A 15,410-nucleotide genomic window follows, 5' to 3' on the forward strand; every position below is an offset into this window, starting at 1 on the left:
CAGTGCAACGGTCTTTAGAATAGATCGTATCTGCTTGACGGCAGATGGCGAAACGATGGCACAACACACTCAGTGAGACACCCAAACCTCGGAAGGCGTGGCGCCTGACCAGCCATAACGAAACAACCGAAAGATCGATTGATGCATGTTCTATGGACACCCTCGTGGTATCCGATGCCCAACGCCCCACTCAATGGCACTTTCTTCGAGGAACAGGTGGAAATCCTTCGGTCGGCCGGTCACGACGTGGGTGTCTATTGTCTGAGTCCACAATCATTCTGGCAGTGGAGACGAACTCCCACTGTGGTGGATACAGACCGCCACCTCCTTTTTAATACCTTCCCCACCGTTCCCAAAGGCGCGTTGCCTGGCGACTATGCGCTCATCCGACGATATGCACGTGCGGCAGCAGAACAGTACGTGTCGCGCTGGGGAAAACCGGATGTGATCCACGCGCATTCGGTGTTCCCCGGTGTGCTTGTTGCGCAGAACCTGGCAGATCTGTGGGGCGTGCCCTACGGAATCACCGAGCATCGGGGGTCCGTCCTCGATGCAAAGGAAACAACGCCGAGGTTCGCTCGAATCACAGACGCCGTGCGGCGAGCTGACTACCGCTTTGCCGTTTCTCGCGGATTCGCCAACGCCCTGGGTGCCAAGTTCGGTGTCCCTTTCGATGTGGCGGCCCTTCCCGTCCCGGAGCATTTTTTCGACCATGCACTCCACCAACCCCGCACGGGGACGACACGTTTTGTCCACGTCTCGGGCCTGGATCGGTGGAAACGCGTGGAGGAAACGATCGACGCATTGTCCGAGATCCGAGCCGAAGGCCTCAACGTTCAACTGGATATCATCGGTGGTACGCCTGAGCGTGTCGAGCACTTCACAACTTACGTGGGCGACAGGGGACTGTCTGGGAGTGTTTCCGTGCTCGGCCCTGTGAGCAGGGATGACCTTGCTGGAAGCCTCGCTGAGTACGACGTCCTCGTCCTCGTCTCCAGCACGGAAACAGCTGGGATGGTCTTCGCAGAGGCGCAGAGCCTCGGGATCCCCGTCATCGGCTCGTCAACCTTTGGCGGTTCCTTCATGGTGACCCCCACGACGGGAATCGTTGTGCCCATCGATGAGCCAGAAGCGCTCAAAGATGCGATGCGAAAGTTTGCGTCGGGAGAGGTCTCACTGAATCCGCAGAGCGTGCGCGATGAGGCACGCAGTCGTTTCTCAGCCGATGCTTTCGCCGCGCTCCACAACGAGATCTACACGCAAGCCGTCAAGGATCACTCGGCATCCGAGGGGTCGAGCAGCCCGGCTAATTGAGCCTGGTGAGCGAATCCTTCAGCCTGCGAGGTGAGTTCGTCAAAGGTGCCCTGAGCAACGAGGCGACCTGACTCGAAGTAGAACAGGGTGTCATAGTCCTTGATCGTCGACAGCCGGTGCGCAATCGATATCAGCGTGATCTCCCCCCGGAGGTTGTGCAGAGCCTGAGCAATCTCGGCCTCGGTTTCAGTGTCCAAGGCACTCGTTGCCTCATCAAGAACGAGGACGAGCGGGTTGGAATACAGCGCGCGCGCAATGCCCAGGCGCTGACGCTGACCGCCCGATAACGCCATGCCGCGATCCCCGACGGAGGACTCAAGGCCACCTGTACGCTGCTGGACCGTGTCCCACAGCTGCGCTTGAGTGAGGCTTAAGACAATGCGATCCCGATCGATGACCCCTTGCCATGACAGGGCAATGTTTTCCTCAATCGTTCCATCGAAGAGCGCGACCTCCTGGGGAACATAGCCGATCCGGTGACGCCAGTTCTTCAACACCTCAGGCAGGGGATGATCATCGAGGAAGATCTGTCCGCTATCGGGTTCAAGGAGTCCGAGGACGAGGTCGACCAGCGTGGACTTCCCCGACCCGGATTCTCCAACGAATGCCACGGAAGACCCCAACGGGATCGTCAGGGACACATCATCGAGAGCGGGACGCTGCTGCGTTGGATACGTGAAGGTCACGTGTTCGAGGCGAAGCTCCTTGGGGTGCGAAACCGGAGTTGTTCCCTGATTGACCGGTTTCGCCGCCCGGTATTCTTGAGCTTCATAGATGTCTTTGATCACCGTGTCCACCTGAGCGGTGTTGGCGTTAATGATGTTCATCGTGGCTTGGAATCCCGTCAGTGACGGAATGATCCGCATCCCGGCAACAGCGAAGAGGACGACGGCGTTAATCACCTGGTCCATTGAGTGATAGATGACGAAATTCACCAGGCCGATGATGAGGAATCCGCCGATGAGGGCTGCGTCGAGGACGAACTTGGGAACACCGCTGTAGAACTGAATGTCCGCGCGAGCATCCGTTGCGCGCTTGCGGTGCTTGCCAACCACGGCCTCGACCTCGTCAAACTTGTCACGTAGCGTGATCTCTTTGAGAGCTCCCACCATGTCGGTCATGAGGGTGGCGGTCTTGAAGGAATACTCAACGTTAATTCGGCCGGCATCCGTCGTGTATTTCGAGAGCCTGCGGTAGAGCACCAGGGCGATGAGGCCGAGATAGCTGACGGTGACCAATGCGGTAATGGGTTGAACGAAAACCAACGTGAGCGTGATCCCGACCGAGGAAATGAGGAGGCTGGGAACGTTGAGGAGCGGAAAAATTAAGCCGGCGTTGATCGCTGCGATGCCGATGTCCACCATGCGCACAAGCTCGGAGGTTGTTCGGCTCAAGCGAGCGATCCACGGGGCTCCCAGATACGCGTGGAATAGATGATTCCCCAGTTGAAATTCATATTCGGCGAATTTTCGGGTTGCCAGTCGCTGCTGGATCAAAGACAGCGTTGACTTCGTCAGGATGATCAGCGAGATCACCAAGATGACGTAAATGTACTGGGAGGGACCGAAGCGTCCGACCAGGGGGATCGAAATGTCCTGCGCATTGATGATCGCCGACAGTGAGAGGGCCAGCGTGATCACGGCAACCGTGTCAAGGATCGTCAAAATGACGGAGATCGCGACGAACGTCCAAATGTAGGGCACCGCACCTGCGGGGAGGAACGGAAGGAGTTCCCGAAACTGCTTGAGGCTCTTATTCATAAGGAGACCGTGGGTTCGATTCAGTCGATGAATAGATGGTGCTCGTTATTCTAAGGGGAATCTCTCGCAAGAATCGGCTTGAGCCTCCGGATGGGGGACGAGGACGATTGCGAGTTCACACCGCGAAGCGATGGAACGGGGATGTGTCGGGGCGGTGCAAGGAACACCTCATGCCAGACTAGACTCAGCACAGACAATCAATGAAGGAGTAAGTCGGAATGCGTATCGCTGTTGTTGCACTCGGAAAGATCGGACTTCCGTTGGCTGTGCAATTCGCTCGCCAGGGACATGACGTCGTTGGTGTCGATGTATCGCAGCAGACAGTCGATCTGGTGAATGAGGGGACGGAGCCATTCCCCGGCGAGGCACACCTCCAGGAATACCTCAGTGAGTTGGTACCCTCTGGCAAGCTTCGGGCAACAACCGACTACGGCGACGCCATCCCGAGGGCTGACGCAGTCGTCCTCGTTGTTCCGCTTTTCGTTGACGAGGAATCGCGCCCCGACTTTGGCTGGATGGATGCCGCCACAAGGTCCCTGGCCAAACACCTGACACCGGGCACGATTGTTTCCTACGAAACGACCCTGCCGGTTGGGACCACTCGTGGGCGCTGGAAGCCCATGCTTGAGGAAATCTCAGGCCTGAAGGAGGGTGAAGATTTCCACCTGATCTTCTCGCCTGAACGTGTTCTCACGGGTCGTGTTTTCCAGGATCTGCGTCGCTACCCGAAGCTCGTTGGTGGCCTCAACGAAGCGGGAACTCAGGCGGGAATCGCGCTGTATCAGCAGCTCCTTGAATTCGATGAACGTCCCGATCTGCCCCGCCCCAACGGCGTGTGGGACATGGGCAGCGCCGAGGCCGCGGAGATGGCGAAACTTGCAGAAACCACCTACCGTGACGTCAACATCGGCCTCGCCAATCAATTTGCCGTCTACGCAGACAAGGTGGGGATTGACGTTTACCGCGTCATTGACGCGTGTAATTCTCAGCCCTACAGCCACATTCACCGTCCCGGAATTGCCGTTGGTGGTCACTGCATCCCCGTGTATCCGCGCCTCTACCTGTCGACCGATCCGGATGCGACCGTTGTGTCGACCGCCCGCTGGTACAACGCCGACATGCCCGAATATGCGGTCTCTCGCGTCGAAGAGATCCTCGGTGACCTCAAAGGGATGAAGATCGCCGTCCTCGGTGCCTCCTATCGCGGTGGGGTGAAGGAAACGGCGTTCTCCGGAGTGTTCGCCACCGTCGATGCCTTGGTTAAGCGCGGTGCGGTCGTTGCCGTTGAAGACCCGATGTATGCCGATGAGGAACTTGAGGCCTTTGGTTGGTCCCCCTATCACATCGGCGATCAGGTGGACGTCGTCATCGTTCAGGCAGACCACAGGGACTACACGACTCTCACTCCTGCTGACTTCCCCGGAATCACACTGCTCTTCGACGGTCGCGGAATCACCGACGCCTCCCTGTGGACAGGGGTTCCGCGTCTGACGATCGGTGGAGGTCGCTGAGGAGTTTTCCGCTGTGGGGTCACATGAAGCGGTGAACACAATTGACGCATGAGAAAGGGACGAATGAGGTCATGAAAACTGGCTTGGGCGCTCGCGGTCGCGGATTCTGGACGATCTGTCTGACGCTACTTTTCTTCGTCACGGGCGTCGCCTGGGCGTTCAGTTCGTCAACCGGGACCTCCCCCGACAGTGACTACCATCTGACGAGCATGTGGTGTCCCAAAGGTCTTTCTGTTTCATCGTGTGATGAGCGCATCGTGAACGGAACTCCCACGGTTGTGGTCCCCGGATCGGTGGCCAATTCCTCGTGTACCGCATTCAAGCCGAATGTCACAGGTGCGTGTTCTCTTGCGATTTCTGATCAACCTGAACGCACGAGCCGTTACGATCACGGATCGTATCCTTATGGCTACTACGAATTTCACCATCTCTTCGTCAATTCCAACCTGAACGTCATGGTGTTGACGATTCGTATCGTCAATGTGTTGATCGCAGCCGTTATTCTCGGGGCCTTGGGGTGGTTGCTTCCAACGCATCTGATCCCCGGATTCCTTTTTGCCATCATCGGAGCGTGGATTCCCAACGGCATCTACTTCATTGCGTCGGTGAACCCGAGTTCGTGGTCAGTCACGGGAATGTTCGCGGTCGCAGTGGGTTTAACCGGCGTATTGACAACGAGGGGAAGCAAGAGAATCGGACTGACAGTCGTCACCGCTGTCGGGTCGCTGCTGTGCGTGGCGAGTAGGGGAGATGCCACATTCCTCACCGCCGTTGTTGCCGTGGCAGTGGCCGTGGTGTTCCATCGGAGAATTCTGCGCGACTGGAACTGGACGGTCCCTCTCGGTGTTTTCCTCGTCGGTATCGTCATGTTCCTCCTGGGCAAGCAGAAGGAAACGCTCTTCGCTGGTGGGGAGAGTACCGGAGCTCATGCTCTTGGAAGCGCCGCAATCGGTGCGGTATCAACGAATGGTGCGACGATGGGTGCGATTGCGGCCACCGCAGCGCCCGAGCGACCGGGTTTCCTCAGGCTGTTCCTCATGAACATCCTGGAGTATCCCAACTACTTCGCGGGATTCTATGGAAGCAATTCCGGAAAACTTGGATGGATGGATGTGCAGCTCTACCCATTCGCCATCTACGGCATGTACTTTTTCTTCGGGATTCTCCTGGTCATCGGCCTACGCACCTTCGTCTGGTCACAGGCCCTCGCAGCGTTGATGATCCTCTCAACAACTGTGGTGATCCCCGCTTACTTCATGGCGATCCGCGGAATCCTTGCGAACGGATATTTCCAGCCTCGGTACATGCTGCCGATGCTTGCGGTATTTCTTTTCTTCTGGCTAGCTGACATGCAAGCCACGGAAGAATCGGTTGACACTGATGGCGCCTACGTCAGCGGTCCCCTTCATTCGTGGAATTTTTCCTCACTTCAGCTGGGAGTCGCATGTGTATTTCCGATTCTCGTCAATACCTTCGCTTTGCGCTCAGTGATTAATCGCTACACCTTGGGGGCACGCAACCCCAAGCTTGGACCGATCGACACCAATACCTGGTGGTGGAATATCCCGGTTCCTCCATCCGCAGTCTGGGTGGTGGGATCTGTAGGGTTTATCGTGGCCGTTGCTGGAATCCTCATCATCATGCGCCGACTTGGTATCGTCGGATCCAAAGGCTTGCAGCAGAGCTCGTGAGTGAAGACTGGCCTCACCTGGATGTATCGCTGAAAGAATCTGTGGTGTGCTCAGCGTGAGCGAGTTTCGGATCTTGAAATCTGAAAATCAGGATTCCTGCGCATGCGATCGCTACTGCGAACACGGCAGAAACGCAGAGCCACAGTGTCATCGGTGACACCGGAATGTTCCACCACCATTCAATTGTCGAGTCGATGTTGAGAATGTTCGTCTCGCCCAGCCCCCTGACGTAGCGCGTGATCACAGCGTGTAACTGCATAGCGTGTCCAGCGGTGAAGGCAGAAGCGATGAGGACGAATTGAGGAAGGGACACGAGCTGTTGACGTGGGCGATCAGCAGCGTAGAGCATCCACAGGAGAGGAGCGAGCAGGGGGAGGATATAGCGGGCCTGATAGCCCGATAGGCCAGGGAAAGCTCCGATGGTTCCAAAAACGATGGGGATACCGCACAGAGCGCCAGCAACCATGAGCGATGCCATCCATTTGTGCCAGCTTCCGCCGCGCAGTCCCAGCATCAACGTGGCGCCAGCAGCAACGAGGAAGAGGAAGACAGCCGATGCGTTGATGGGGATGTCGAGCCAACCGAGAGTCTGGCCGTGTGAGTAGAATCCGCCGAAAAGCGAGGGAACGCGGGCGAGGACATTCAATAGGGAGGTGTTCTCTTGCGGGGTCCCGGCACTGAGATTGTTTGACTGGGCAACGACGAACATGTTGAAGACACCAAGAATGCTGAGCACAGCTAAGGCGATGCCATTGATGCGCAGCGTTCGATTCCATCGGATAGCAAAAAGCAGGCCCATCGAGACAACAAAGATGTAGAAAGAAGCATCCGGTCGTGAGGCGAAACAGAGGGCTGCTCCAATAGTTGCTAATGCCAGGAGAATCCACCGACGCAGCCCTTGAGTGCGCGCCGACATCAGCATGGCCACGGTATAGGTGAAAACTCCGGTAATTGACCAGGAACTTGGGTTATTTGTTGAAATCAGGTACATGCCCAGGGGAATCCAGGACCCGATGAGTGCAATGAGGAGGGGCGGGAGGTATTTCTTGGGCATGAGAACGACGATTGCGCTCATGAGAATAGCTGCAATGAGGACGTTGATCAGGCGCATCGTGATGACAGACGCACTGATGTTATCGGTGATAAAGAGGTGATGGAATGCGTAATATGCACCCGGATACTGGCCCGTGTTGTATCGAGGAGTCCACACCGTGAGATTCGGATCAACATGCGACGAACACGCTGCCGAGAGCGTTGGTACCCCGGCAAAACATCCGGGGGTGGCGTAGACCGGCTGGGGAACGCCGACGGTCATCACGCCGTCGACTATTCGTGACGGGCAGGAATCTTCTCCCTTTGGGCACCAGATACTTGTCAGGTGAAAGTCATCGTCCGGTGATCCGCCCACAGGTGAAGAAATGGCCCATCCGGCACCGATCACGAGGATGCACAGGAGAAGTAGACCTCCGGTGATCCACGAAAAACTCCGATTCTTGACGAAAGAATTCTTTGTGCTCATTGACTCGGCAGTGGGGTGTAAGCGCATGGTTTGATAACCTCCGAAGTCGTGCCGATGAGTTGCCGTTATGATACAAGAAAAATGCGTGAATTTAGAGGATTGTTACAATCGCCGAAAAATGTATATTTCAATAAATTATCCGGGTGAAATACCTATTGATCCGCGAGTTTTCCTATTCGTAGTCCCGAGCGAACAAGCAGCATGGAGACAACAAATGCGACGACGGATGCGACGACGAATCCTACGGCCCCGCGAATTTCTGGGCGTGCAGGAAAGAACTGAATGGACACGACCGTTAAGAGCAGCGTCGTGGCCCACGTCAGCATCACGTGGGCGTAGTTGCCGAGGGAAACGAGGGTCGAAGCCAGAAGGAGCGCACCTGCGAGGACGACAGTTGCCGATAGCAGGAGGGAGACGAGCCACGCTGGAGCAGCGTAGTGTGGCCCAAAAACCAGTGTGATGAGCCACGGGCCGATTAACCAGCCGAGCAGTGCAGTGGGGACTAGTGCTCCGGCGATTCCGAGCCCAAGCGTGACTTGTTGTCGTGACAGATCCGTTCGGCGTCCTTCGCGAATCGCGCGGGACGTGTACGGAATGACCAACGCCTGGATCGGCGACATGAGAACTAAAGGAACCCGTGAAATGGTGATTACTGAGAATAAGACTGCGAGTCCCATCGAGGATCCGATCGTGGCCGAGACAACTGCTGGGTATCCCGTGAGTACACATGCGAGAAGACCATTTGCTCCCGTCAGGACGAGTGCATTACGGATCGTCTCTATGAGCGAGGTCGGGAGCAAGCTCATCGGATGAGGTGGTTCATCTCCCCGAGGCGACGGATCGCTGGTCGACGGGAGTGCGGGGGCGGGTTGAGAGGTGAATCGGCGGATGATGCCAGCGAATGGAACCCAGGCGAATGAACCGATGACGGTTGCGCACACTGCAAGGTGAAGATTTGCGTTGACGCCAATGACAACGCAGATCACGAGGATAACTAGACGGGCGAGAGCTTCAATGAGAATAACTGCCGCATAGTGACATTCGCGTTGAAAGCCGAGAAGGGTGCCGCGGAGGGCGAATTGGATGATGAATCCGAAATATGCGATTGCGACAAGAGTGAGTAGGAGAGAATCGCGGAGAAAAATTGTGTGCCAGCCGAAAAATCCGAGTGGAACGAGGACGAGTGCCGTTCCGACAGCAAAGATCGCGATGAAGTGAAAGATCTCGTGCCCTTCGTGGGTGACGTTTTCGTGGGCGAATGAGATGCGGCGCGCTGCGTGCTGTTCGATCGAGGAGAAAACTGAGCCGCCAGCAAAAATTACTCCCCAGAGAGTGATGAAAGCGGCGTTGTCGTTAGGTGTGAGCCACCGCGCGGTGAGGCCGAGAAAGACGATGCCGAGTGCGCTCGCCAATCCCAGTGCGATACCAATGATTCCAATCTGTTTCACGTAGCGTCACGTCGATTCCGCTGGATCAAACGTAGACCGCGCACCGCTCCGGCTGTGAAAAAGACCGAGAATGGAAAACTCAGGACACCCACTGCTGTTGCTTCACGAGGATGAGCGCCGCACGAGCGGGAGATGAAACCCCCGAGAATACTCAGACCGACTGTCATTGAGAGGAAGGACTTGGGGAAACGGAGAGCGAAAAGCCCCGTTCCCGTGACCGCGAGAGTGAGGAGCGCTAAATACTCAGGGGCGCGACGAGGATCGGTGAGGTAGCCATCGACGAAAGTCGTCCCTCGGTAATAGCACTGACGGACCCATTTCTTCGCACCCTCTTTTCCCCAGTAGCGGCACGAGGCCTGTGGTGAGAGTCGGATTCCTGGGCTTTGAGCCAGGCTTCGCAGCAGAAGGGTGTCGTCTGACCTGAGCTGAGGATCGTCGATGAGACTCTCATAGCGTTTCATTGCGTCACCAAGCAGCACCCGGGGAACGAGAAAGGCTCCCGTTCCTTTGGGGTGACGATCGAAATTCTGCTCATCTAAGAGAACTTCTTGCCGATCTCTAAAGTAGTCACGCCACCAGATTGCAGTGAGCCCCATCCAAAACGCGGCGGTGAGTGACGTGCGATTCGCTAAGTGAACATCGAGGTTCCAGATATCTTCATGACGCTGTTCAACTCGATGACGGAGGAAACTCAGGCACTCCTCATCGAGGGCGACGCGCGCATCAAGGAGGAGGACATAATCTGTCACCGCATGGCGCAGCCCGCGTTCTCGGGCAGCGAATCGTCCTCGGTTTTCCTGGCGAAGAAGGAGAACGTCGGTGGCTTCTGCTAGCTCGCTGAGAATGTGAGCATCTCGGGAATCGGACCCGTCGTCAACCACGATGAGTCGATGCGAAATTCCCGCACGACGTGCGCTATTGCGCAATGCGTTGAGTGAACGAATCACCGCGTCGCCCTCGTTAAAGACGGGCATGATGACGTCAAGGGAATCAAGGTGAGGCATTGTCATGCATTCCATACACTGTCGATCTCGTCGACGATGATCTTCGAGGGCTGAAATTGATCGAGGCACGGCGGTCGTCGGAATGTCTCCCATTCCTGAAGGAAAGTGTTGAGGGTGTCAATGTTTTGACCCGTGAGGAGGACGTTCTGCCCGATTCCTTGGTCCTGTTCGGAATGAGTCCGGTGAATGGCGCACGGAATACCCAGCGCAGCGCACTCTGCTTGGAGCCCACCCGAATCGGTGACGACGAGAGACGCTCCCATGAGTATCGACTGGAAGGTTCTATACGAGGACTTATCGATACGACGGAAGTGATCATCGAACACATTTTCCAGATCGTATTCGTGCAGGCGTTCACGCTCGGATTTCCCGATGAGGATCACGAGTGGAAACTGTCGTGAAAACTCTTTGAGTGCGTAGAGAACATCACGATATGCGTCGCGATCGCGAACAAGCTCGAAGCGATGCAGAGTGACCAAACCGTAGCGCGCAGGGAGGTTAAACGCTGTGGGACGCAAGGAATCGCGCACTTCGCGAAGGGAATCGACGACGGTGTTCGCGCCGGTACAGATGACTTTGACGCCTTTGCGAGTGGCGACCTTGGCGAGATTGGCAACTTCACGTGACGTGGGAGCGAAATGAAGGTGAGCGAGACGTCCGACGATGCGTCGGTTGATTTCTTCGGGGAATGGGCTCCACATGTTTCCCGTGCGCATTCCGGCTTCAATGTGACCAACTTGTGCGCCGAAAATCCTGCCGATGAGCGAACCGATGACCGTTGTGAAGGTGTCTCCATGAACCAGGACAATTCCCTGGTGCAGCTCGGACTTGATGAGCCTGCGGTTCTTGGCCACGGATCGTCCGATCGACAAGAGCCATCCGGGTACTTGACGAACACTGACCACTCCTCGGGCATGAGCGTCATCGACGAGGAGAAGTTCGGGTTGCTCGATGCTCAGATCCGCAAGTGTTTCGGCAACGCCGTCGCTGTGCTGAGCAGTGCTCCAGTATCCGTAGCGTCGGCCACGACGTTTCAGCTCATGCATCACCGGAGCGATCTTGATCAGCTCGGCTGTTGTTCCTGCGATGAAGATGATTCTCCGGCTCATCGATGGGAGTCCTCTGCGTTGTTCTGTTGCGCGGGGTGTTCAAGGGAGTGCAGGCGCCCCGCAAGGCTTCTGAGTTCTTCGGCTTGAAGAGTGATTTCTTCTGCGAGTTTTCGCCGTTCCTCATAGAGCGTCGATAAGTCCACGCTGAGTTGAAGGATCATGAAGAGAAGGACAATTGCGGCGACGAATAATCCAAGGTTGAGCGGGACAACGATGCCGAGGAGTCGAGCAAACCAGTCGAGGATGTGCGGATAGATACTGACGAGGACCATTCCACCCGCGATGATGATCCACCACAGTGCGTAGCGTTCTCGCATTCCGGCGTTTCGGATTCCAAGGACGACGGAAAGAAGAACGAGTGCCGAAAAAATGAGACCGAGAAGGTAGGTTGTCACCATGTTCGCTCCTTTCCGACGTCGGCTGTTGGCACCGAGTGGGAAGACGACTCACGTGTGGCATCAGAACGGTCTGTGGAGGGACTTCCAATTTTCATGGGAGGTCGCGTTAATGCAATGCTCAACGACATCGTTGCTCGGATCAGCTGAATGAGAGATCGAATGAAGCCGTGGGAAGGCTCTCCGCCTGCCCTGGGACGCATGGTGACACCAACCTGTCTGACTTTGAGACCGGATTGGGAGGCAATGACAAGTGCCTCAATGGTGTCACCCAAATATGCTGAAGGATAATGACGTGAAAAAAGTTCAAGAGCTCGACGTGAATAGAGCTTAAAGCCCGACGTTGTATCGGTGAGGCGAGTGCGGCACACCCGGCTGAGGGTCATCGAGAGAAATGACATGGCCCATCGCCTCGGTCCGCGGATGGTATATGTTCCAGGTTCGGAAAAACGGGCACCGATGACAACATCGGCGTTGTCAGATATGTGTTTTTCGTAGAGAAGTGAAATATCTTGGGGATTGTGCTGGCCGTCAGCGTCTAGCTGAACCGCATATGAATACCCGTGACGAACGGCGTATTGAAAACCGGTTCGCATTGCACCGCCAACGCCCAGATTAAATGGCAATTCAAGAACAGGAACACCTCTTTCGCGGGCCACCGTCGCGGTAGCGTCCGTGGAGCCGTCGGAGACAACGATGACGTCGCAGCGGGAGGAGAATGAACGAAGATGATCCAATACTGAACCAATGACGTCTTGTTCATTCCACGCCGGCATGATGACTAAAATCCGCTCGGATTCAGATTCTCTTGCCTTCCAGCTGCTCGCCTGATCATTCTCACGTGGCTCATGCGAATGATCTGTGCAACGATCAGCGTTCCCAGGGGGTCGTTGGGAATCCCGCATGATCGTTGTCTCCGGTTGCTCGATTCGATGAGTAAGTCCGTTCTCATTATGCCAGAACGTCTATTCATCATTGAGCATGTGGAAAATTACATCAGCGGCGCCAAGAAATACCACTCTCGCTAATTATTGAACATTGAAATATATTTCCAGTCAATTACGCGTTGACCAGCGATTGAACATACTCTTCCAGACGCTTCATTGAATTCTCCGGAGTGAAACCCGTGGCCTCGATCTTTGTCAGATTCAGCACCGAATTCAATGGACGCGGGGCCACGTCTTGCCCGGCGAAGTACTCCTCGGTGGAAATCGGCGTGACGGCATCACCGGGGTGTCCGGCAAGCTCGAAAGTCCGACGGGCGACATCCGCCCACGACACAACCGGGCCTTCGCCCGACAGGTTGTACGTGCCGACGGGAGCCTGCGAGGAGATCAGGTGAATGATTCCGGCAGCCAAATCTGATGTGAACGTCAATCGGCCGATCTGATCGGAAACGACTCGCGGCGAAATACCCCGCTGAGCCAAGGACACCATCGTCTTGACGAAATTCTTCCCATCGCCAACAACCCAGCTGGTGCGCACGAGATAATGCCGGGGAACGGAACGGATCGCAGCATCTCCGCCGGCCTTTGACTGCCCATAGACACCCAGAGGAGATGCGGGCTCGTCCTCGTCGTGGGGTCCCGTGGATCCGTCGAAGGTGTACTCGCTGGAAATATGGACGAGGAGGAGGCCGCGCTGCGAGGCAATACGTGCAAGGTTCGCCGGCCCCGTGGCATTTGCTTTCCACGCCTGGGGTCGCCCTTGGGCGGTTTCAGCACCGTCGACATTCGTCCACGCGGCAGCGTTGATGATGATGTCATATGACGCCCAGTCGATCGTGTCCAAAGAGGCGGCATCGGAAATATCGACCTCGGGAAGGTCAACTCCCGTGACCTCGAAGCCGGCTTGGGGGAGCTGTCGAAGCAACTCACGTCCCAGCTGGCCCTTTGCCCCGGTCACAAGAACCCGACGGACCGAGGACGACGGGAAAGGAGAGACCGCAGACAGTTGCGGATGCTGCGCGTCCTTTTCGGAGGTGATTGCGTTCGACAGGGGGATCGGCCATTCGATAGCCACCGTCGGATCGGCGAGATTGACGAAGGTGTACTGCGCGTCGGGGGACCAGTGGTCATTGACCAGGTACGTGTAGGCGGTGTTCGGTTCAAGCGTCTGATAGGCGTTGCCTACCCCGCGAGGAACATAGATCGCGGTGTCCGGCGTGATTTCCGTGGTGTAGACGGAGCCGAATGAGGGGCCTTCTCGCAGATCCACCCAGGCTCCAAAGACGCGGCCGGCGGCCACGGAAATGAACTTGTCCCACGGTTCGGCGTGGATCCCACGTGTCACACCGACATCGTCATTGAACGAGATGTTGTTTTGGACGGGATGGAAGTCCGGCAGCCCCAGCGCAACCATCTTTTCGCGCTGCCAATTCTCCTTGAACCAGCCGCGACGATCCGCATGAACAGTCAGGTCGATGTGGAGCAACCCCGGGATCGGGGTTTCATGGATCGACAAAGGACGAGGAGAGGTGGCGGCCATGAGCGTCTAATCCCTTTCGACAACTGATGTGTCCGACGTCGTGCGGCCAGAGCGGCTCGACGGCGTGTCAGGCAGTGCGAAGCCGGTCTTCATTCCGACGAATGGACAACGCTTAGATCCTAGTCGACAGGTGGAGAGTGCGTGAGTGGAGCGCGTGGTGAGTGTGATTTCCGCTGGATGTAGAGGATAATGGCCCGCGACACATGAATGAACGCCCTCGTGGGCACCGAAGCATCTGGATGCGGCAGGCGATAGCTGAAAGGACCCCCAATGAAAGGCATTATTCTTGCCGGAGGCTCCGGCACCCGCCTCCACCCGATCACGTTGGGCACATCGAAGCAGCTGCTGCCCGTGTACGACAAGCCGATGATTTACTATCCGCTGTCCACGCTTATGCTCGCGGGGATCCGTGACATCCTCGTCATCACAACGCCCCACGATCAAGAGAGCTTCCGCAGGCTCCTCGGCGATGGTTCCCAATTTGGAATCTCGCTGTCCTACGTTGTCCAGCATGAGCCCAACGGACTTGCGCAGGCCTTTGTTCTGGGTGCTGATCATGTGGGAACGGACTCGGCCGCACTCGTTCTGGGAGACAATATCTTCTACGGTCCGGGAATGGGTGAGAGACTGCGGCGTCACACGAACCCGGACGGGGGAGCGGTCTTTGCCTATCACGTGGCTGACCCCAGTGCCTACGGTGTCGTCACCTTCGACGGGGAATTCAACGCCCTGGCAATCGAGGAAAAACCCACAAATCCGCAGTCGAACTACGCGGTTCCGGGACTGTACTTCTACGACAATTCCGTTGTTGAGATCGCGAAAAACCTCAAACCGTCGGCGCGTGGTGAGTACGAGATCACCGACATCAACAAGGCATACCTGGAGGCAGGAAAACTCAAGGTCGAGCTGCTGCCCCGCGGGACCGCCTGGTTAGACACGGGAACTTTTGATTCGTTGACGGACGCAACGAACTTCGTGCGCACCGTCGAGGCTCGCCAGGGAATGAAGATCGGCGCACCCGAGGAGGTGGCGTGGCGGATGGGATTCCTTTCCGACGACGAGCTTGTTCAGCGAGCGCAGCCACTTCTCAAATCTGGGTACGGGAGCTACCTCGTTGCTTTGGTTGAGCAAAAACGCGACCTCGAAGAACTCACCAAGATCCGTTAAATGCC

12 protein-coding genes are annotated in these 15,410 nt (G+C 56.5%); 4 read left to right on the forward strand and 8 right to left on the reverse strand.

Going from position 1 to position 15,410, the window contains the following annotated elements; all coding sequences use genetic code 11:
* Nucleotides 1-141: 141 nt before the first annotated feature.
* Nucleotides 142-1,314 carry a glycosyltransferase gene (locus G7Y41_RS02390; RefSeq protein ID WP_165315762.1) on the forward strand — a complete coding sequence of 391 codons (1,173 nt, stop codon included), beginning with the start codon at nt 142-144 and terminating at the stop codon, nt 1,312-1,314.
* On the opposite strand, the gene G7Y41_RS02395 is transcribed toward G7Y41_RS02390, so the two are convergent.
* A complete protein-coding gene (locus G7Y41_RS02395; RefSeq protein WP_165315763.1) occupies nt 1,275-3,074 on the reverse strand; it encodes an ABC transporter ATP-binding protein in 1,800 nt (599 codons plus the stop codon). The genes G7Y41_RS02390 and G7Y41_RS02395 overlap by 40 nt on opposite strands.
* Before the next feature lie 218 nt (nt 3,075-3,292).
* Here G7Y41_RS02395 and G7Y41_RS02400 point away from each other — a divergent pair, with 218 nt between their 5' ends.
* Both G7Y41_RS02400 and G7Y41_RS02405 read left to right on the forward strand, forming a co-directional pair.
* On the forward strand, nt 3,293-4,585 hold the full coding sequence (locus G7Y41_RS02400; RefSeq protein WP_165315764.1) for a nucleotide sugar dehydrogenase: 1,293 nt from the start codon (nt 3,293-3,295) through the stop codon (nt 4,583-4,585).
* A gap of 71 nt (nt 4,586-4,656) precedes the next feature.
* Nucleotides 4,657-6,276 (forward strand): DUF2142 domain-containing protein, encoded by a 1,620-nt coding sequence (locus G7Y41_RS02405; protein WP_165315765.1) that lies wholly within the window; start codon nt 4,657-4,659, stop codon nt 6,274-6,276.
* 13 nt (nt 6,277-6,289) lie between these two features.
* On the opposite strand, the gene G7Y41_RS02410 is transcribed toward G7Y41_RS02405, so the two are convergent.
* The 7 genes from G7Y41_RS02410 to G7Y41_RS02440 form a co-directional block, all read right to left on the reverse strand.
* Entirely contained in the window at nt 6,290-7,795 is a 1,506-nt protein-coding gene (locus G7Y41_RS02410) for a DUF2142 domain-containing protein (protein WP_165315766.1), read from the reverse strand.
* Nucleotides 7,796-7,947: 152 nt separating this feature from the next.
* Complete coding sequence (locus G7Y41_RS02415; protein ID WP_165315767.1) at nt 7,948-9,243, reverse strand: lipopolysaccharide biosynthesis protein; 1,296 nt, start codon at nt 9,241-9,243, stop codon at nt 7,948-7,950.
* Nucleotides 9,240-10,253 (reverse strand): glycosyltransferase family 2 protein, encoded by a 1,014-nt coding sequence (locus G7Y41_RS02420; protein ID WP_165315768.1) that lies wholly within the window; start codon nt 10,251-10,253, stop codon nt 9,240-9,242. Before G7Y41_RS02420 ends, G7Y41_RS02415 begins: the two co-directional genes overlap by 4 nt.
* Nucleotides 10,250-11,356, reverse strand: a complete 1,107-nt coding sequence (locus G7Y41_RS02425; protein ID WP_165315769.1) for a UDP-N-acetylglucosamine 2-epimerase — start codon at nt 11,354-11,356, stop codon at nt 10,250-10,252. The genes G7Y41_RS02420 and G7Y41_RS02425 overlap by 4 nt, the downstream gene beginning before the upstream one ends.
* Complete coding sequence (locus G7Y41_RS02430; protein ID WP_165218744.1) at nt 11,353-11,754, reverse strand: DUF2304 domain-containing protein; 402 nt, start codon at nt 11,752-11,754, stop codon at nt 11,353-11,355. Before G7Y41_RS02430 ends, G7Y41_RS02425 begins: the two co-directional genes overlap by 4 nt.
* On the reverse strand, nt 11,748-12,527 hold the full coding sequence (locus G7Y41_RS02435) for a glycosyltransferase family 2 protein (protein ID WP_231367347.1): 780 nt from the start codon (nt 12,525-12,527) through the stop codon (nt 11,748-11,750). Before G7Y41_RS02435 ends, G7Y41_RS02430 begins: the two co-directional genes overlap by 7 nt.
* A gap of 283 nt (nt 12,528-12,810) precedes the next feature.
* Nucleotides 12,811-14,238 (reverse strand): sugar nucleotide-binding protein, encoded by a 1,428-nt coding sequence (locus G7Y41_RS02440; protein ID WP_165315771.1) that lies wholly within the window; start codon nt 14,236-14,238, stop codon nt 12,811-12,813.
* 270 nt (nt 14,239-14,508) lie between these two features.
* Between G7Y41_RS02440 and rfbA the strand changes: the two genes are divergently transcribed.
* Nucleotides 14,509-15,405: a glucose-1-phosphate thymidylyltransferase RfbA gene (gene rfbA, locus G7Y41_RS02445; RefSeq protein WP_165218738.1), complete on the forward strand. Its 897-nt coding sequence runs from the start codon at nt 14,509-14,511 to the stop codon at nt 15,403-15,405.
* Nucleotides 15,406-15,410: the final 5 nt, after the last annotated feature.

This window comes from Schaalia sp. ZJ405, assembly GCF_011038885.2.
GTDB lineage: Bacteria > Actinomycetota > Actinomycetes > Actinomycetales > Actinomycetaceae > Pauljensenia.

Excerpts from the sequence above, each read along its gene's own strand:
- G7Y41_RS02390 (WP_165315762.1), top strand. The coding sequence starts at position 142 with ATGCATGTTCTATGGACACCCTCGTGGTATCCGATGCCCAACGCCCCA.
- G7Y41_RS02395 (WP_165315763.1), bottom strand. The coding sequence starts at position 3,074 with ATGAATAAGAGCCTCAAGCAGTTTCGGGAACTCCTTCCGTTCCTCCCC.
- G7Y41_RS02400 (WP_165315764.1), top strand. The coding sequence starts at position 3,293 with ATGCGTATCGCTGTTGTTGCACTCGGAAAGATCGGACTTCCGTTGGCT.
- G7Y41_RS02405 (WP_165315765.1), top strand. The coding sequence starts at position 4,657 with ATGAAAACTGGCTTGGGCGCTCGCGGTCGCGGATTCTGGACGATCTGT.
- G7Y41_RS02410 (WP_165315766.1), bottom strand. The coding sequence starts at position 7,795 with ATGAGCACAAAGAATTCTTTCGTCAAGAATCGGAGTTTTTCGTGGATC.
- G7Y41_RS02420 (WP_165315768.1), bottom strand. The coding sequence starts at position 10,253 with ATGACAATGCCTCACCTTGATTCCCTTGACGTCATCATGCCCGTCTTT.
- G7Y41_RS02425 (WP_165315769.1), bottom strand. The coding sequence starts at position 11,356 with ATGAGCCGGAGAATCATCTTCATCGCAGGAACAACAGCCGAGCTGATC.
- G7Y41_RS02430 (WP_165218744.1), bottom strand. The coding sequence starts at position 11,754 with ATGGTGACAACCTACCTTCTCGGTCTCATTTTTTCGGCACTCGTTCTT.
- G7Y41_RS02435 (WP_231367347.1), bottom strand. The coding sequence starts at position 12,527 with ATGCCGGCGTGGAATGAACAAGACGTCATTGGTTCAGTATTGGATCAT.
- G7Y41_RS02440 (WP_165315771.1), bottom strand. The coding sequence starts at position 14,238 with ATGGCCGCCACCTCTCCTCGTCCTTTGTCGATCCATGAAACCCCGATC.
- rfbA (WP_165218738.1), top strand. The coding sequence starts at position 14,509 with ATGAAAGGCATTATTCTTGCCGGAGGCTCCGGCACCCGCCTCCACCCG.